The 18316-nt window shown below is 38.6% G+C and carries 20 protein-coding genes and 1 tRNA gene; 15 read left to right on the top strand and 6 right to left on the bottom strand.

Going from position 1 to position 18316, the window contains the following annotated elements:
• Window positions 1–86: 86 nt before the first annotated feature.
• From alaS to fbp, 4 genes are all read left to right on the top strand, one after another.
• Window positions 87–2777 (top strand): alanine--tRNA ligase, encoded by a 2691-nt coding sequence (gene alaS, locus E7Z78_RS01775; protein WP_303723459.1) that lies wholly within the window; start codon window positions 87–89, stop codon window positions 2775–2777.
• Between the two features lie 149 nt (window positions 2778–2926).
• Window positions 2927–4081: a tRNA uracil 4-sulfurtransferase ThiI gene (gene thiI / locus E7Z78_RS01770; RefSeq protein ID WP_303723458.1), complete on the top strand. Its 1155-nt coding sequence runs from the start codon at window positions 2927–2929 to the stop codon at window positions 4079–4081.
• 63 nt (window positions 4082–4144) lie between these two features.
• Window positions 4145–4216, top strand: a tRNA-Gln gene (locus E7Z78_RS01765).
• Window positions 4217–4405: 189 nt separating this feature from the next.
• The gene (gene fbp / locus E7Z78_RS01760; RefSeq protein ID WP_303723457.1) at window positions 4406–5503 is read left to right on the top strand and encodes a fructose-1,6-bisphosphate aldolase/phosphatase; all 1098 of its coding nucleotides are present in this window, start codon (window positions 4406–4408) and stop codon (window positions 5501–5503) included.
• 89 nt (window positions 5504–5592) lie between these two features.
• Here the strand turns inward: fbp and E7Z78_RS01755 are convergent, their stop codons facing one another.
• A complete protein-coding gene (locus E7Z78_RS01755) occupies window positions 5593–5868 on the bottom strand; it encodes a hypothetical protein (RefSeq protein WP_303723456.1) in 276 nt (91 codons plus the stop codon).
• Between the two features lie 115 nt (window positions 5869–5983).
• On the opposite strand from E7Z78_RS01755, the gene E7Z78_RS01750 reads away from it, so the two are divergent.
• Together E7Z78_RS01750 and E7Z78_RS01745 are read left to right on the top strand one after the other, a co-directional pair.
• Window positions 5984–6505 (top strand): hypothetical protein, encoded by a 522-nt coding sequence (locus E7Z78_RS01750; RefSeq protein ID WP_303723455.1) that lies wholly within the window; start codon window positions 5984–5986, stop codon window positions 6503–6505.
• A complete protein-coding gene (locus E7Z78_RS01745) occupies window positions 6502–6753 on the top strand; it encodes a hypothetical protein (protein ID WP_303723454.1) in 252 nt (83 codons plus the stop codon). Before E7Z78_RS01750 ends, E7Z78_RS01745 begins: the two co-directional genes overlap by 4 nt.
• Window position 6754: 1 nt before the next feature.
• On the opposite strand, the gene E7Z78_RS01740 is transcribed toward E7Z78_RS01745, so the two are convergent.
• Window positions 6755–6994: a DUF3781 domain-containing protein gene (locus E7Z78_RS01740; protein ID WP_303723453.1), complete on the bottom strand. Its 240-nt coding sequence runs from the start codon at window positions 6992–6994 to the stop codon at window positions 6755–6757.
• Between the two features lie 73 nt (window positions 6995–7067).
• Here E7Z78_RS01740 and E7Z78_RS01735 point away from each other — a divergent pair, with 73 nt between their 5' ends.
• From E7Z78_RS01735 to E7Z78_RS01725, 3 genes are all read left to right on the top strand, one after another.
• Window positions 7068–8177 (top strand): ABC transporter permease, encoded by a 1110-nt coding sequence (locus E7Z78_RS01735; protein ID WP_303723452.1) that lies wholly within the window; start codon window positions 7068–7070, stop codon window positions 8175–8177.
• A 9-nt stretch (window positions 8178–8186) separates the two neighbouring features.
• Window positions 8187–8882 carry an ABC transporter ATP-binding protein gene (locus tag E7Z78_RS01730; protein ID WP_303723451.1) on the top strand — a complete coding sequence of 232 codons (696 nt, stop codon included), beginning with the start codon at window positions 8187–8189 and terminating at the stop codon, window positions 8880–8882.
• 202 nt (window positions 8883–9084) lie between these two features.
• The gene (locus E7Z78_RS01725) at window positions 9085–10098 is read left to right on the top strand and encodes a virulence RhuM family protein (RefSeq protein WP_303723450.1); all 1014 of its coding nucleotides are present in this window, start codon (window positions 9085–9087) and stop codon (window positions 10096–10098) included.
• Here E7Z78_RS01725 and E7Z78_RS01720 read toward each other — a convergent pair.
• Window positions 10095–10337 carry a DUF357 domain-containing protein gene (locus tag E7Z78_RS01720; protein ID WP_296874556.1) on the bottom strand — a complete coding sequence of 81 codons (243 nt, stop codon included), beginning with the start codon at window positions 10335–10337 and terminating at the stop codon, window positions 10095–10097. The genes E7Z78_RS01725 and E7Z78_RS01720 overlap by 4 nt on opposite strands.
• Window positions 10334–10900 carry an archaetidylinositol phosphate synthase gene (pgsA, locus tag E7Z78_RS01715; protein ID WP_303723607.1) on the bottom strand — a complete coding sequence of 189 codons (567 nt, stop codon included), beginning with the start codon at window positions 10898–10900 and terminating at the stop codon, window positions 10334–10336. Before pgsA ends, E7Z78_RS01720 begins: the two co-directional genes overlap by 4 nt.
• Before the next feature lie 36 nt (window positions 10901–10936).
• Between pgsA and E7Z78_RS01710 the strand changes: the two genes are divergently transcribed.
• Window positions 10937–11518 carry an L-threonylcarbamoyladenylate synthase gene (locus E7Z78_RS01710; RefSeq protein ID WP_303723449.1) on the top strand — a complete coding sequence of 194 codons (582 nt, stop codon included), beginning with the start codon at window positions 10937–10939 and terminating at the stop codon, window positions 11516–11518.
• A gap of 16 nt (window positions 11519–11534) precedes the next feature.
• Here the strand turns inward: E7Z78_RS01710 and E7Z78_RS01705 are convergent, their stop codons facing one another.
• The gene (locus E7Z78_RS01705; RefSeq protein ID WP_303723448.1) at window positions 11535–12512 is read right to left on the bottom strand and encodes a hypothetical protein; all 978 of its coding nucleotides are present in this window, start codon (window positions 12510–12512) and stop codon (window positions 11535–11537) included.
• A gap of 70 nt (window positions 12513–12582) precedes the next feature.
• Between E7Z78_RS01705 and radB the strand changes: the two genes are divergently transcribed.
• From radB to E7Z78_RS01685, 4 genes are read left to right on the top strand one after another with little or no spacing between them, the layout of a single operon-like run.
• The gene (gene radB / locus E7Z78_RS01700; protein ID WP_303723447.1) at window positions 12583–13287 is read left to right on the top strand and encodes a DNA repair and recombination protein RadB; all 705 of its coding nucleotides are present in this window, start codon (window positions 12583–12585) and stop codon (window positions 13285–13287) included.
• Window positions 13288–13346: 59 nt separating this feature from the next.
• Window positions 13347–14522, top strand: a complete 1176-nt coding sequence (locus tag E7Z78_RS01695) for a pyridoxal phosphate-dependent aminotransferase (RefSeq protein WP_303723446.1) — start codon at window positions 13347–13349, stop codon at window positions 14520–14522.
• A 9-nt stretch (window positions 14523–14531) separates the two neighbouring features.
• Window positions 14532–15248 carry a DUF362 domain-containing protein gene (locus E7Z78_RS01690; protein ID WP_303723445.1) on the top strand — a complete coding sequence of 239 codons (717 nt, stop codon included), beginning with the start codon at window positions 14532–14534 and terminating at the stop codon, window positions 15246–15248.
• Window positions 15245–15622: a putative zinc-binding protein gene (locus E7Z78_RS01685; RefSeq protein WP_303723444.1), complete on the top strand. Its 378-nt coding sequence runs from the start codon at window positions 15245–15247 to the stop codon at window positions 15620–15622. Before E7Z78_RS01690 ends, E7Z78_RS01685 begins: the two co-directional genes overlap by 4 nt.
• 14 nt (window positions 15623–15636) lie before the next feature.
• Here E7Z78_RS01685 and E7Z78_RS01680 read toward each other — a convergent pair whose 3' ends face one another.
• The gene (locus tag E7Z78_RS01680; protein ID WP_303723443.1) at window positions 15637–17415 is read right to left on the bottom strand and encodes a ribosome biogenesis/translation initiation ATPase RLI; all 1779 of its coding nucleotides are present in this window, start codon (window positions 17413–17415) and stop codon (window positions 15637–15639) included.
• Between the two features lie 188 nt (window positions 17416–17603).
• Between E7Z78_RS01680 and E7Z78_RS01675 the strand changes: the two genes are divergently transcribed.
• Window positions 17604–18173, top strand: coding sequence for a hypothetical protein (locus E7Z78_RS01675; RefSeq protein WP_303723442.1), 570 nt, complete (start codon window positions 17604–17606; stop codon window positions 18171–18173).
• The last annotated feature ends 143 nt before the right edge of the window (window positions 18174–18316 follow it).

Here is an 18316-nt window from a genome sequence, read left to right as displayed (position 1 = left end):
ATCACTCAAAACATTGCCATTTTCAAAAATTTATTTATTTAATTAAAAATATAGTATATACTAATAAACATTTTAAACTGATTTATATGGTAGAAATTTTTGATGAACTTGGTTATAAAAAACAAACTTGTAAGACTTGCGGCCAGGAGTTCTACTCACAGGTAACTAGAGACACCTGCGGGGACGCTCCGTGTGACGAGTATGAGTTTATCGCAAACCCTGCAACCGATAAGCCGTACAACTTATATGAAATCCAAAAGGTCTTTAGAGAATTTTTAGAAAGCGAAGGACACACACATGTCCCAAGATATCCCGTTTTGGCTAAAAGATGGAGGGATGACGTATTTTTAGTAGGTGCATCCATTTTCTGTTTCCAGCCATGGATTACTTCAGGACTTGTAAAGCCACCTGCAAACCCTATTGAAATGGCACAGCCTTCAATCAGACTCAACGACGTTGACAATGTAGGAAGAACCGGTCGTCACATGACCTGTTTCACTATGGGTACTCACACTGTTATCAACAAGGAAGATGACTTCATCTACTGGGAAGACAGAACCATTGAGCTATGTCACAAATTCTTTGAACATATTGGTATCAACACTGAAGAGATCACCTTCATCAAATCATGGTGGAGCGGTGGAGGTAACGAAGGACCATGTTACGAAGTGTGCTGCCGTGGAGTGGAACTTGCAACACTTGTTTTCATCCAATATGAAACCCTTGAAAACGGTGACAAGAAGGAAATTCCAATCAAGGTAGTGGACACCGGTTACGGACTTGAAAGAATAGCATGGATTTCACAGGGCACTCCAACAGCATATGACGCATGTTTCGCACCTGTTGTTGACAAGCTAAAAGAATTGACCGGCGTTGAAATCAATGAGGATATCCAAGGAAGGAACGCTCAAATTGCAGGTATGATGGATATCGAGGACATTGGTGACTTGAAGGAACTCAGGCAGCAAGTGGCTGACAGTTTAGGTTTATCCTTAGAAGAGTACTTGAAGGCGGCTGAACCTATGGAGGCAATATACATTATCGCAGACCATACCAGATGTCTTGCTTTCATGATTGCAGATGGCATCATTCCATCCAACGTTAAGGAAGGATACCTTGCAAGGCTGGTTTTAAGAAGAACAATAAGGTTCATGAAGGAATTGGACATGAAGGAATCCCTTGCGGATGTCATGGCGATACAATTGGATTTCCTATCCAAGTTCTATCCTGAAATCCGTGACTCAGAAGAGCACATCATGAACATCATCACTCTTGAAGAGGAAAGGTATGCTGCAACAGTCAAGAAAGGTAAAAGCATTGTTAAAAGAGCAATCAAAAGACTTAAAAAAGAAGGAAAATCAGAAATGCCTCTTGACATGCTGATTGACCTGTATGACGCTCACGGTATGCCTCCTGAAACCGTTGTTGAAATGGCTGGAGATGACTTTACCGTTAACGTGCCGGATAATTTCTTCACACAGGTTGCAGGAGCACACGAAAAGGACACATCAAACAAGAAGTCCTCATTTAAAGTAGACTTCCCTGAAACAGACTTACTGTTCTATAAAGATTTCTACCAACAAGAATTTGAAGCTGAAGTTTTAGGATTAGTCGAAAAGGACGGCAAGCAATCTTTAATCTTTGACAAAACCACATTCTACCCTGAAGGAGGAGGTCAACCTTCCGATATAGGTGAGGTTACCATTGACGGAAATGTCTTTAAAATACCATATGCTGAAAAGGTCAACAATGTTGTATTGCATCATGTGGATGGAGACATCTCAGGAGATGTTGTTGGCAAAAAAGTCACTGGTAAAATCGATTGGGACAGAAGAATAACCCTTGCACGCCACCACACAGGAACACACCTGGTCATTGCAGCTGCAAGAAAAGTGCTCGGTCAGCACATCTGGCAGGCAGGATCACAAAACGAGCTCACTCGTGCACGTATAGACGTTTCACATTATAAGCGTATCACACAAGAGGAACTCAATGAAATCGAGAAACTGGCTAATGAATATGTTATGCAGAACATTGAGCTCGACATCAAGTTCCACACACGTGACGAGGCACAGGAGCTATACGGATTCGTATTGTACCAAGGTGGTATCGTTCCGGGCAAAATGATTCGTGTCGTTAAAATCCCTGGCGTTGACGTTCAGGCATGTGCAGGTACACACGTCCTAAGAACCGGTGTTGTCGGACCTATCAAAATCAACAAGACCGAAAGGGTTCAGGACGGTGTTGAAAGGATTGACTTCTCAGCAGGTCTTGCCGCAATCGATTCAATGCAGCATGATTCAGAATTATTACGTGAAAGTTCAGGAATCTTCAAGGTTGAAAACGATCAGTTACCGAAAACCTGTGACAGATTCTTCAGTGAATGGAAATCACAGAAAAACGAAATTGACCGTTTGAAATCAGAAATTGCCAGTTTGAAAATGAACTCACTTGCGGATGAATATGATGAAATCAACGGATTGAAAGTCGTTCACCAATTGATTGAGGCTGACTTCAAGGAGCTTCAAAAGATGGCTACAGACTTTACCGACAACGGCAAGGCCGATGTCGTCATCATGGGAAACAGCGACGGTAAGATTGTCGGTGCAGCTTCACAGAATGCAATCGACAATGGCGTTAAAATCAACGAGATCATCAAGACCGCAGCAGGAGTGCTTGGCGGTGGCGGTGGTGGCCGTCTGACCTTAGCGCAAGGTGCAGGTAAAAACACTGACAAGATGGATGAAGCCATCCAGACTGCAGTAGATTTAATTTAAGGGTAATTTATTTATCCTTTTCACTTTTTTTATAAAAATGTTTATTAATATTGATTTTAAAAAATTATACTTGCTGTTATATTTAAAAACTAGTATAGAAGGGATTGCTATTTTTTTCAGCGTGTACTAAAAAATTGAGAGTTGTTTAAATGAATTATGATTTGATAATTGCCAGATATGGCGAAATAGGAATTAAAAGTCCTAAAATAAGGTCACGTTTTGAAAGAAAGCTAGTTAAAAATATTAAAGCTACTTTTGAATGCGATGTGGAAAGAAACCAGGGAAGAATATACCTTCATCCAAAGGATTTCGATGAAGGAATAGAAAAGCTGAACAGGGTGTTCGGAGTTGTGTCATACTCTCCGGCAACATCAACCCAGACAACATATGATGACATCGACAAGACACTCACTGAGTATGTTGGGGACTTAATCAAAGAGGATTTGATTGATGAGAACACTAAGTTCGCAATCAAGTGCCGCCGTGTGGGAAAGCATGATTTCACCTCACAGGAAATGGCTGCTCATTGTGGAGGGGTCGTGAGGAATGTCGTATTGGCACCGGTTGACTTGACAAACCCTGATTTGACAATATTTGTTGAGGTGAGGGAAAACGACACTTTCATTTTCCATGAAAAAATAAGGGGTCCAGGAGGACTTCCATTGGGAACACAGGGCAAAGTTGTAGTGTTGCTTTCAAGCGGTATAGACTCACCGGTTGCAGCATATCTCATGATGAAAAGGGGATGTGAGGTAATTGCACTCAACTGCAATAACGATCCGTTCACCACTCCAAAGGCATTGGAGAACTTTTCACTGCTTGTCGACCAGCTCAACATTTACGCTCAGGGAACACCAATCAAAAAGCGCGTAGTGGACTACGGTGAGTATCTGCAGGCTGCAAAGGACAAGGCTCCTGAAAAGATGACCTGCGTTTTGTGCAAGTCCGGAATGTATCATGTTGCGGAAAAACTTGCCCGTAAATTGGGTGCCGATGCAATAGTTGACGGAAGCAGCGTTGGACAGGTCGCTTCACAGACTTTGTCAAACATTCTTGCAACAAGATGCGGTGTGGAAATGCCGATATTGTCACCTTTAATCGGGCTTGACAAGGAGGAAATCACTGCAATTGCAAAGGACATCGGAACCTTTGACATATCCAAAATCGATGATGGCGGATGCAGTGCTGTTCCAAGATATCCTGAAACACATGCGGACTTGCAGCGCGTGAAGGAAGCATGTGAGGAAATGAATCAGGATGCTGAAATCGAAAAGGCATTTGAAAAAATCAGAAAACTTGATTAAGTTTTCTATTAACTTTTTTTATAATTCAATTTATATAGGATGATAACTAAAAGATAATTGTATAGTCCCGTGGGGTAGTGGCAATCCTTTTGGGCCCTGGACCCAAAGATAGCGGTTCGACTCCGCTCGGGACTACTTCATTTTCTGATTATTTTTACATATGATAATTTTTTCCATATTTCTCCATGAATATGGTCTGTTGTATTCAAAGAGAATTGGAGACTCAACTTCTTTTCAGTCCCATGATAACAATTATTAAATACTATTCTTGTCAAAAATAATAAATGTCTAGTAAATAATCAATTTACTAATAGAGGTATTAAAATGAAAACTACAGTTAGTGTAATTAAAGCTGATATCGGAAGTGTGTCCGGACACTGTGTCGCACACCCTGATTTAATGGAAATTTGTGATGAAGTTTTAGCTGACGCATTGGAAGCAGGCATCATCAAGGATTACTATGTTTCCCGTTGTGGAGACGACATCGACTTAATCATGACCCACGACAAAGGGGTAGAAAACGAAGAAGTACACAAAACTGCATACGATGCATTCATGAAAGCTACCGAAAGAGCACGTGAATTAAAATTATACGGTGCAGGTCAAGACTTATTATCTGACACTTTCTCCGGAAACATCAAAGGTATGGGTCCTGGTGTAGCTGAAATGGAATTCGAAGAAAGACCATCCGACCCTGTTTTAGTATTCTGCTGTGACAAAACCGAACCTGGTGCATTCAACTTACCAGTATTCAGAATGTTCGCAGACCCATTCAACACTGCAGGATTAGTCATTGACCCATCCCTACACGATGGATTCAAATTTGAAGTGTTTGATGTAATCGAACACAGGAAAGTTATCTTAAACTGTCCTGAAGAAATGTATGACTTACTCGCATTAATCGGTTCCACCGGAAGATACGTTATCAAAAGAGTATGGAAGAAAAACGGTGAAATCGCAGCTGCAATAAGTACCGAAAGATTAAACTTAATGGCTGGAGAATACGTCGGTAAAGACGACCCAGCATGTATCGTAAGAGCACAATCCGGTTTCCCTGCAAACGGTGAATGTGTAGATCCATTTGCATTCCCACACATGGTAAGTGGATGGATGAGAGGATCCCACAACGGTCCAATGATGCCTGTTTCAGAAGCAGAAGCAAACCCAATCAGATTCGACGGACCACCTAGAGTAATCGGTTTAGGATTCCAAGTAGCAAACGGTGAATTAATCGGACCAGTCGATTTATTCGATGACCCTGCATTCGACCCAACCCGTGAACAAGCTGCTAAAATCGCAACTTACATCAGAAGACACGGTCCATTCGAACCTCACAGATTACCTGCTGAAGAAATGGAATACACCTCACTTCCTGGTGTAATGGAAAAATTAGAATCCAGATTCGAAGACATGGATGATTAAATTTAAAGAGATATCTTAATCTCTTCTTTTTTTTTACTTTTTTTTTAAAATTAGACTTTATGTGTAACTATTATTGGTTATATGTGTTATTATTTATTGAGATTATTTTTTTCTAGATATTGGTTTATCTCTTTTTTCTTTTTCACGTTTAAACAGACATCCGCACCATGATATGTGGGTTTAATTGTAACGATTTTTTCTTTTTTCAACTCTTTTAAGGCTTTTTTAATATATTTGCAGGGAATTTTAGGCAATCTTTTACATATGTGAATGATGGGAGTGTGGCGTTTGTTGTAGTATCTATTTTTGTGCAATGATTTGATTACGGCTATCTTAACCATTTCTTCATCGAATTTTTTAGTCATATTTATACTTATGTATTACTATTATATAAATATTTATTACTAATTGTTTAAATAATTTACATATTAGAAATATTTATAAGTATTAAATGTACATATATTGTATTGGTGAAAAGTAATGTTTGAAGAATTATTTGGAAACTGCCCACAGGCTAAAGTTTTGCAATTTTTATTTTCCGCACCTGTCGATGAGTATACTAAACAGCAGATTGCCATCGGTTCAGGCATTTCAAGGGTGACATTGGATAAATTTATCAATAAATTCATTGAAAATGAAATCATAATCCACAGAAATTCTAGATATATCTTAAACACCTCCTCTGAATTTATAAGAAAATTAGATATAGCACATGAGGAATTCATTAAATTTCACTTCAACAAACAATTAGAAGAGCTTGAAGAAGAATATGATGAATTGTCCGATGAGGAATTAGATGAAATTTTCAATAACATTCCTGATGAATTGGATTTCGATGAGTTAGAAAATGAAATTGAGATTAATGAAGAAATACTGGTTAATAAAAATGTATATGAAAATTTAAAAGATTATTATCTCACATTTTCAGATAAAGAGATAAGTCTGTCTGATTTTTCATCAATTAATGATAAAAAATGGTATACAATGGATGTGATAGAATGATTGATAAGAATGTGGATATTAAATCAAAAATCAATATTGATGACAATTCAAAAGTTGTTCATGCGTCTTCATTTGGCGTTGGAGGCAATAATGAAGAGATAAGATTGATTGTAATTAATAATAAGTTAGTTAATGATGGTGATGATATTGAATTAATCAATGAATCCGATTTGCAGATCACCATGAATTATAATACTGCCATTAAGTTGAATAAACTTTTAAATAAGTATATTGCTCAAAACAAATAATTCAGATTTTATGTGCAGTTATTATTGTAAAACTGCTTGAATTGATTGTTATTATGCATCCGTCAATCTCAACATAATAGTTCTTACCTTCTTTTTTAACTTTAGAATTCTCTTTTTTGAGTTTGGAAATGCAATAGCTCACAGGTTCATCATCAATTCCCAAGTTCCGCTGTATCCTTCCAACACCCATCTCGGTAGTGTGGATCTTGTCAATGTTTTCAATTAAAGTTTCCTTATGCATTTCACTCACCGATATTGTCATCTCAATCACATTAATAACTAGTTATTTATATGTTCCAATCATATTAATTAATATGTCATTTTTAAAGTTCATTCTTAAAAACCCATTCAGGAGAAAGAACAGTGCAATACTGGCTATTGTAGGAATTGCAATAGGCATTGTCGTCATTGTCGCTCTTGGTGGAATTACAGAAGGTCTGGTTGATACCTTCGAGGAAACAATACATGCTGGAGGGGCGGATTTCCAGATTTCAGGAAAGGAAACCGGTGACTCAGCATATGGTACAAATACGATTGACGCCTCATGGACCGACAAGATTGCAAATGTGAGCGGAGTTGACGAGGCCTATCCGATTTATGTAGTGTTGACTTCGGTCGGTGACGATTACATGAACACATTGATAGGAATTGATCCTGAAGGTACAACTTTAGCGGATATTTCAATGAAAGAAGGCAGAATATTTGAGGATGGTGCTGATGAGGTCATTATCGGTGAAATCTATGCCGATGACAACAACTATTCTGTGGGAGACACAATCGATGTCAACCGTGAAGAGTTTGAAGTGGTTGGAATCTATGAATCCGGAGACTCAAACATGGCTGGCGGTGTTTTCACATCAATTTCCAGGGTAGGAAAGCTCATGGACGATGAGGACTCAATCTCAAACATCTACGTCAAGGTTGATAAGGGTGTGGACGCACAGGAAGTCGCTGACAGGATAGATGCCGAATATGGTGACAATATCACCACAATAACATCGGTCATGGAAATGGAGCAGATGGCAGACATGCTCAACATGCTTCAGGCATCAACCTGGGCAATATCCCTATTGGCCATTGTAGTTGGTGGATTGGGCATCATTAACACAATGCTGATGAGCGTGTTTGAAAGAACCCGTGAAATAGGTGTTCTCAAGGCTGTCGGATGGTCAAACAAAAGGATTCTTCTCATGATTGTCGGCGAGTCACTAGTAATCACAATCGTTTCAGCGGTCATAGGATCAATCATAGGAGTTGTCGGATGTCTCGCCTTGGCTTCACAGATTGGCTTCGAGCCACTGTTCACCGCTAAGATATTCATCCAGGCATTCATCATAGCAATAGTTGTTGGAATTGTAGGAGGAATATATCCTGCGCTTAAGGCCATAAGGCTGCCGCCGACAGAGGCATTGAGGTATGAGTGAGGTGATTTGATGATTGTTGAGATAAAAGACTTATACAAAAGCTATGAAAATGGCAGAATCAAGGCATTGAATGGAGTTAACCTCACAATAGAAGAAGGGGAATTCGTGTCAATCATCGGACCGTCAGGTTCCGGAAAATCAACTCTCCTTAACATGCTCGGCGCATTGGACGTGCCGGATTCAGGTTCAATAACCGTTGCTGGAGAGGACTTGACCACAAGCAAAAAGCTCAACGAATTCAGGGCCACAAGCATAGGATTTGTTTTCCAATTGCACAATCTAATTCCAAACATTTCCGTTCGTGAAAACATTGAAATACCAATGTATACTCAAGGTTTGTCTGCAGGTGAGATGAAAAGCAAGGCATTGAAACTGTTGGATGATGTGGGTCTTAAGGATAAGGCAGACATCATGCCAAATAAGTTATCCGGAGGTGAGCGCCAAAGAGTTGCAATCGCCAGAGCCCTTGCAAATGATCCATCAATAATATTGGCGGATGAACCAACAGGATCACTGGATTCGAAGACAAGTACCAGAATACTTCGCCAACTAATCGATTTGCACGAACATAAAAATGTAACATTGATAATTGTAACTCATGATATGGATGTGGCCAAACTCGCAGACAGAGTTATCGAAGTTTTGGATGGTGAGATAATCTCGGCCGGTGATGACTCTTTGATTAACAGTAAAATTAATGTTTAAAATTTAATTTTTTTCTTTTTTTCAACGTATCTTTGAAGAAATAAGATACGTTAAATGTCTTATTTTTTTTAAAAATTGCTTTCACATTGCAATATTGCTTTCACTTTGAAAAATTTACTTTATTTCAAACAAAACCTTTTTAAAATTCATTATTCAAAGTAATATTTGGGTATATTTAACCAAATATAAAACGAGGTGAATTATGATAGAAGAAAATGAAATACAGAAAACTCTGCTCTATATTGGTGATGAAGGTGAGGTTTCACTTGATGTCATTGTCGATGCTGAAGGAGAAACATTTTGGGCCACTCAAAAAACCATGGCTGAAGTGTTTAATGTAAAAAAGAATACCATAAATTACCATCTTAAAAATATTTTTTCAGATGGGGAATTGGAACAAAGTTCAGTTGTTCGAAAAATTCGAACAACTGCTTCAGATGGGAAAAAATATGAAAATAATTTTTATAATCTCGATGTCATTATTTCCGTAGGTTACAGAGTGAACTCTAAAAATGCAACACACTTCAGAATATGGGCAACAAAACAATTAAAAGAATTAATCATCAAGGGGTTTGTTTTAGATGATGAACTATTGAAAAATGGTTCCAGGTTTGGAGTTGATTACTTCACTCAGTTGCTTGAAAGGGTAAGAGACATCAGGTCCTCTGAGAGAAGATTCAACCAAAAGATCACAGACATCTATGCAACAAGCTTTGATTACAACAAGGATGCTCAAGTGACTCGTGAATTCTTTGCCACTGTCCAAAACAAGTTAATCTATGCAGTCAGTGGCCATACTGCTGCGGAAATTATTGCTGAGAGAAGTGACAGTGAGAAAACTAATATGGGTTTGACAAACTGGAGCAATCCAAACGGTAAAATCATTTTAAGTGATGTTGTAATCTCTAAAAATTACTTGAATGAAAAAGAGTTAAAGCGTTTGAACTCATTGGTTGATGGTTTTTTAACACTTGCTGAGTCAAGGGCATTAAATGAAGTTCCAATGTCAATGAATGATTGGAAACAGGTTTTGGATGATTATATCAATTTGAATCTGTTGCCAATTTTGGAGGGTAAAGGTAAAATTTCCGCAAATGATGCTCAAAAAATTGCAAAAGAGGAATATGATAAGTTCAAAGTCATTCAGGATAGGGATTACCAATCCGATTTTGACAAGCTAATAATTGACATCAAAAGAATTGAGGGTGTAAATTAGATGATTCCATGAATCATCCTTAAGGCATCCAACAATCCATGACTGTATTCGATGCAACCGAATGCAGTTCTCATGTCCTCTTTTTCAAGATAATACTTGGAATCGTTCCAATAGTCAATGGCCCTGTCATAGACCTCTTTTTCCTTGCCTTCAAAAGTAATGTGGGCCACTTGATTCAAGTTCCTTTCCAGTTTTGCAATGTCTTTAGCTATTTTTTCAGGACTTTCTAAATCACTCATTTCAATTGCCTCCAAACGTGCATGATTCTTTGCCCAACGGTAAAGTAAGATAAGATTACTAATATGTAAATGACGTATGTAAAGTAAATGTCGCCTGCAAAGTATCCGATAATTGCTCCAACCATTAAGATAATCATTCTAACGGCTCTTTCAGCTATTCCGATATTGCACTCAGCACCCTGTGATTCGGCTCTTGCGCGAACATAGCTGACAGTGATTGCTGAGTGAATCGCCAAGACCCCAACAAACCAATTGCAGTATCCTCCAAATATTATTCCAATGTAGATTATCGCATCTGCAAACCGGTCCATTGTTGAGTCAAGAAACGCTCCAAATGGGGATGATCTTTCATGATATCTTGCAACGGCGCCGTCCACAACATCCAGGAAACCGGACAGCAATATGGCGATACAGCCCAATATAAGATTATGGTTTGCAAATCCGTATGCTGCAAGAACTGCAACGAATGGTGAGATTACAGTCACAATATTCGGATTTATATTCAAATTTCTTGCAATAGGGTTCAATATTCTTGTTAAAAAAGGTCTTAGACTTTGAAGCATAGTTATATATAAAGATTTCATCTAATATAAATGTGAATGAAAGTCGTAAAAACAAGTATTGAAGAATTTGATGAGGATGTTATTTTTAAAGCCATTAAGGTATTGGCTGATGGGGGAGTAGTATTGTATCCCACCGATACTGTTTATGGTCTTGGTGCAAATATTTTTGATAGGCAGGCCGTCAGAAGAGTGTTTGACATTAAGCAGAGAAGCTATTTAAAACCGCTTTCAATACTTGTAAGGGACATTGAATCAATCAGTCTTGTTGCAAAGATGTCATTGGGCCAAAAAAACAACATTGAAAAGCATCTTCCAGGTCCTTATACGTTTATTTTAAACAAGAAAAACATCGTTCCAAGGGCAATTACAGGAGGATTGCCTGATGTGGGAGTCAGAGTGCCTGACTGTGAGCTTGCATGCAGATTGGCAAGCATATTTCCGATAACAACAACCAGTGCCAATCTCTCCAATGATGAGGTTCTCTCAAATCCAAAGGAAATTTTAGAGCAATTGGACTGTGAAGTGGATATGGTCATTGATGTCGGCGACTTGAATACTTCTCATGCGTCATCCATAATAGACTTGACTGCATTCAAGCCAAAAATAATAAGAAAATGAGAAAAAAGATTATGGTCTAATCTTTTCTCCTCATGAATGCAACTGCAATGAGTGCAACTACAATTACAACTCCCAAGATGAATATTGGGTTTCCAGCTGTTTTTAAAAGATTATTTGTAGTGTTGTTTGCAGGTGCTGTCTGGTTCACTGTTTTCACATTGTTCTTATAGGTTATGGTTGTGTTGTTCTCAACAGTGATTTTGGTGTTAGTCTTGTTCACGATTGTCTTGTTGGTTTCGTTGACGATAGTGTCGTTTTTTGCTTTATCGTCTGTTTTATTTGCTTTTGATGTATCCTCTGTTTTGCTGGTGTCCTCTTTTGTTTTTTCGTCGCTGCCATTTCCAGTTGTCTTTTCGACATTGTCATCTTTTGCTTTTTTATCATTGTCGGATGAATTGTCGCTCACACCTAAGGTATCGTCTTTTTGAACGGTTGAAGGATTCTTATTTTCAACTGTTTTCATGGATACTGTATAGGCCAGGCAATCGGACTTTTCACTGTCAGCCGGTGTTAAAAGCTCAAAGTTGAATGTTGCCTCGGTGGTGTTGTCGATTTTAACTGTAGTTCCAGAATTGACATTTTCGTTTGAGTTCAACACTTCCTTGATTACGCTGTCGCTGGAATCCAAGTCATTGTTAACTATTTTTGAAACGACTTTTCCAATGTCATTTACTCTTCCCTGCTTGTAGCATTCGATTATTGCCAATTTGACGTAGTTTTCAGTCTTATCATTTTTAAATGGACCTGGAGTAAACTTGTCGTCGGAGCTTACTGCGCCCTTGGATGAGTCAATGCAATATCCGGTGAATCCATCGTTAAACTTGATTTCATCTCCAGAAATTGATGCAATCAATGTATAGATTGCTCCATCCTCACTGATTTCTGTTTCCTCAATGCTTTGTTCAACACTCGAATTGTTCTCCTCGGCAAAAGCAATGCCTGCGCAACAAATCGAAATGATTAAAACGATTATAAGTGCATCTATTCTTTTCATATTAACACTTCCGTTATGAGTATATTGGATTCTTGTTAAATATATATCTTATAAGCAACAATATTTATCTATGAAAGTATTGGCCAACTTTGAAGACAATCACAAAATCCCATCCAACTCAGCATTGGATGGTCTGCTTGACGGAGGCTTTGAGAAAGGCACTGTCACTCAGATATACGGTTCACCAAGCTCAGGTAAGAGTAATGTGGCACTGGCATTAACAGTAAATGTCGCCAAAAGCAACCGTAAAGTGATTTACATTGATACTGAGGGAGGAATCTCAATTGACAGAATCAAACAGATTTCCGGACCCTACTTTTCAAATGTTGCCAATAACATAATTGTTTTTGAACCAACTGATTTTCTGGAGCAGACCGAAACATTAAGATCAATTGACGTTTGGCTCAGAAAACATCATGAAGAAGTGGACTTGATAGTGCTTGACTCAGCAGTCGCATTATACCGTGTCGATGACATGAAATCCTACAAGCTGAGCAAGGAGCTTAGAAAGCAGATTCAGCTTCTGTCCAATGTTGCCCGAAAGTATGACATTGCGGTGGTTGTCACAAACCAGATTTATGCAGCATTCGATGACAGCGAAGAGGAAGATGTCCGACCTGTTGGTGGAGATATCCTTGAGTATATAAGCAAGGTAATCATCAAGCTGGAACGTGGAGATGAGACAAACCAGAGGATTGCCACCTTAAAACGCCACAGAAGCATTCCTGAAGGCAGACAGGCCAAATTCACAATCACTTCTGATGGAATTGTTTAAGATAATTTTATTAACAATTAAATATAAATATTTATTTTGGAATTGTTTGAGTTGATAATATGAGGGAAAAGGATTTTGACATAAAAAACCCTAAAAAGAAGTTTCAAAAAACTGAAAGAGTGCCTCCTGAAGGATACGAGTGCGCTAATGACTTTTTTGAAGATATGTACATGGACGAAGATATGATTTGGATGGGACAAAACACCAACCACTTACATGATGATACTATATCTGACGCCATGATTGAAGCGATTAAGCAAAAGACATACTGCAAATATCCTGCCCCTGAAGGATTCAGCGAATTGAAACAATTGATTTTAGACGATTTGGGATTAAAAGACCTTGAAGTGTTATTGACTTCCGGTGCAACCGAATCACTGTACCTTGTAATGCAGGCTCTTCTTGCACCTGAGGACAACGTGATTTTATCAGATCCAGGTTATTTCATCATTGGGGATTTCGCAAACAGGTTCTGTGATGAAGTAAGATACGTTCCGATTTACTATGAAGAAAATAACTATAAACTCACTCCGGAACTTTTAAGAGAGAATATGGATGAAAACACCCGTATGGTAATTTTGATTGATCCGTTAAACCCGTTAGGTTCCTCATACAATGAAGATGAATTGAAAGAATTTGCCCAAATCGCAAAAGAAAACGATTTATACTTATTACATGATATAACTTACAAAGACTTTGCACGTGAGCATTTCCTAGTACAGAACTATGCTCCTGAACAAACATTAACCATATACAGCTTTTCCAAAATATTCGGAATGGCAGGTTTAAGGATTGGTGGTGTTGTATCATCAAAACCTATAATCGATGCAATCAAAAACGCAGTGGTTAATGACCTTGGAGTGAACATCATCTCACAATTCGGTGCAATCGCAGGTCTCAAGTCAAAACCTGAATGGTTTGACGAAATGAGAGAAACCTGTTTTGAAAACCAAAGGTTGATTAATGAAATGATTGAACCTATTGAAGGTGTGTTCCTGCCTGTTTACCCATCAGATGCAAACATGATGGTAATTGACCTTTCAGGTGCAGGAATTGATCCTAAGGTAATGTCAAACTATTTGGTTAATAAGAAACTGTTCACAAGGGAAGGAGAATACACTTCCGAAGAATTTGGAGACAGGTACTTACGTATTAGTTTCTCAATTCCTACAGAGGAAATCAAGGTCTTTTGTGAAGAATTCCCTAAAGCCGTAGAGGCTTTAAGGACAAAATAGGTTAGTGATATGAGATTTAGGTATCATCAACCTATCCCTAATTTTTATAATATTGAAAACCCTTTAAAACCAAAAACAACCATCTCAGACTCTTTTTTAAATGAATTCACAGACATTGCCGTAGCCTCAAGATTTGCAGGCTTGAGCTATTCACACTTGAGCGATGAGTTTAAACGTGAATGGGATATCGACTGGGACAACATTATCATCCTGAAATATCACATGTCATCTGACATCCTGAAGATGGACCCTTCAAAGGAAAAGTGCCGTCTGATGGATTTGGAGTTTCAGGAATTCGGTCAAAAGACATTTGCCCTTGCGGATATTCTTCGAGAAGAGGGATTCCAAGTGGACTTGATAAATCCATTGGATGACAGAGTAAGCCTGAGGGCAATAGCGCTTCAATCAAACGAGGCAGTCATCACAAGAAGCAACATGTGCATGTTCAAGGAAGGATTGAACCTCGGATTTTTCATGATTCAAACATCAATTGAAAATCTGCCGTTCAAAACCGAAAACGACATGGAATGGGTGAGGGACTACTGCTCAACCTGCGGCGTGTGCATTGACAGATGCCCTGAAAACGCTTTCGATGATGATGAGAAATTCATAAGGAAATCATGCACAGCCCATCGTGAAGGCTGCAGTGTGTGTATTGATTTCTGTCCATTTTACAAAAGAGGTTATGAGAAGGTAAAGCAAAGATATGGGAGAATGAAAAAATGAGCGATAAAATAGCATTGGTGTCCTGCAGCGGATTGAGTCCGCTTGGATTAGTAGTAAGGGCAGCCAGCGTCGAGTTGGCACTTGAAAACGATAACATTGTAGCGGCATGCATCACAGAGTATTCAGCACAGCCAAACAACTGCTCTCCAATTCTTGAGGATGCAAAGATTGTTACAATAACAGGTTGCGGTGACGACTGTGCATCAGTAATCCTTAATGAAAAGGATGTTGATGTAATCAAAAACATTTCAGCGGATGCTGTTGTAAAAGCATATGACTTGAATCCGTTGGATGCAGTCAGATTGGACGATGATGGTGAAAAAGCTGTTGAAATACTTAAAAAATATATTCTAAACGAACTGGAAAAAATATAAAAAAAGGGAAAATATTAGTCTGATAAGTAGTAATATTCTCCTTTTTCCTTCTGTTCACGGTCTTTGTAACTGTCAAGCTTGTTGACTCTAGGCCTTTTGGTTTCCTTATCCCTTCTGAATGTAATGTTCAAGTTTCCTAAAAACTCGTTCATTGCGTTTCTTAAATCAGTAGGCTTTGAAGCATGACCGTTCAAACCAGGAGTACCGTTGAAAACCATTGCCCTATCGGATATGTAGTCGATAAACACGATATCGTGGTCTACAATAAGTGAAGCAGCGTTTCTGCTTTCAACCATCTTACGAATGACTCTTGCAGCAATCAGCCTTTGTTCAACATCCAAGAATGCTGTCGGTTCGTCGAAAAGGTATATTTCAGCATCTTTTGATAGTGTTGCAGCTATTGCAAGTCTTTGAAGCTCCCCACCACTCAATCCTTTAACAGGTTTATCCAACATTTCATTCAATGTCAATGGGTTCATAATTTCACTTTCAAAGATTTTGGACCCGAAACTTGGAGCATTCATGAACAGGAAATCACTGACGGTTCCCTCGAAGTTGGAAACGATGTACTGTGGCTTGTATGCGATAGTAACTTCCTCATCGACTTCACCGGAAGTTGGCTCTTCCACGCCTGCAAGCATTTTGGCGAATGTGGTTTTACCGATACCGTTTGATCCGAATGCTGTAACGATTTCATCGTAAAAGATTTCGCCCTCATCGGCGGTCAGTTTGAATCCGTCATAATCCTTGCTCAAGTCGCTGTATGATGCAAGAGCATCACCCTCGTCCTCAGGGGTTGGCGGACGGATTGTGAATTCAATAGGGTTTCTTCTGATTCTCACGTTTTCCTCAGCCAAGAATCCATTGATGTAAGCGTTAATTCCTAAACGAACTCCTTTTCTTCCGGACACTACACCGTATCCTCCAGGCTCACCATAGAGGATATGTATGTTGTCGGACAATGCATCGAGTGTTGCAAGGTCGTGCTCAATTACAAGCACGCTTTTTCCTTCATCAGCTAAAGACCTAATCACTTTCACTGCATTCAGCCTTTGTGCCACGTCAAGCCAGGATGTAGGTTCGTCGAAGTAGTAGAAATCACCTTCCCTTAAGACTGTTGCGGCTATTGCAACCCTTTGAAGTTCCCCACCACTCAGGTTTTCCATGTTCCTGTCTAAAACGTTTTCAAGCTGCAATTCTTTTGTGACATAATCAAGCTTGTCCCTTTCATTAACATTGCTAAGCAAGTCTTTCACTTTACCTTTAACGACTTTAGGAAGCTTGTCAACCATCTGTGGCTTTAGGATGGTTTTAATGTTTCCTTCGGATAAATCCTGGAAGTACTTTTGAAGGGATGAACCCTTGTAGTACTCAATCACTGCATCCCAGTTTTCAGGATTGCTTTCATAGTCTCCAAAGTTAGGGATTAAAGTTCCTGACAGGATGTTCATTATTGTGGATTTACCGATACCGTTCGGACCTAAAAGACCCAATACGGTTCCCTCTTCAAGATTTGGAAGTCCAAACAATTCGAATTGGTTTTGGCCAAACCTGTGAATAGGATCTCCTGCCGCTTCAGGCAAGTTTATGATTGAAATAGCATCAAATGGGCATCGGTTGGTACAGATACCGCACCCTTCACATAATTCCTCAGATATCAACGGTTTTTTAGTATCTTCATCAACCACTATGGTGTCCTCATCCATTCTGACACCAGGACAGTAGTGTATGCAAAGATAATCACATTTTTTAGGTTGACACCTGTCTTTGTCTAAAATTGAAATACGAGTCATTATAATCTCCTTAAAATATATAATCATTAATAATTTTGTACTTACTATTTAATTAAAGTATTGCACCACAATGTTTTGAAAATCAGATATTTTTCAGTAAATATTTTATATATTAAATATAAATTGTTAAATACAGTAAATAGACTTTTGAATTTAAGTAATAAAAATTCAATTATTTAGGTGGTTAGATGAAAATTAAAAAAATGTTAAGTATACTTTTGGCATTGGTGATTATAATCTCCGCTTGCGGAATTGTATTTGCTGAGGCTGGAGAAACCGGAAGTTCTGATTCAGGTTCTTCCACTGATTCCGGAGGTTCATCATCCGATTCCGGTGGGTCTTCTTCTGATTCTGGAGGTTCATCATCTGATTCAGGCTCAAGTTCAAGCTCTGATTCATCCAGTTCTAGTTCCGATTCGTCAAGTTCTAGTTCTAGTTCCGGCAGTTCAAGCGGGTCTTCTAGTTCCAGTTCCTCTGGAAGTAGCAGGGGTTATAGTTCAGGCAGTAGTTATGGATCCAGTTCTTATTCCCAATCCCAACCAACATACAGTGCGGTTGACAGTTCAACCACTAGCGACGATACCTTAAATAACGTCACTAACACTACAAACCAAACAAATAACACAACAAATGTCACTAATGTAACCGTTCCTCAAGAGCAAGGTTTTAATTTAGGCGCTAATTTCTTAGTTATTGTTTTAAGCATTGCTGCTGTAATCGTGGCAATAGCAATTGTTGTAGTATACTTTAAATTATAATTGGATTAGATATTTGGATTTAAGGCGAGAGTCAATTAGGCTTGTTAGCTTTGCTATTAATTCCTTATATCCCTATTTTTTATTTATTTTAATTTTCAATATTCAAAAATTTTTTTAATTCAGACTTAAATATGTAATAGTGA

Origin of the sequence: Methanobrevibacter thaueri, assembly GCF_015062915.1 — an archaeon.
GTDB classification, from domain to species: domain Archaea; phylum Methanobacteriota; class Methanobacteria; order Methanobacteriales; family Methanobacteriaceae; genus Methanocatella; species Methanocatella thaueri_B.
Note: the sequence above shows the minus strand (reverse complement) of the source record. Positions and strands in the feature narration are given on the sequence as shown.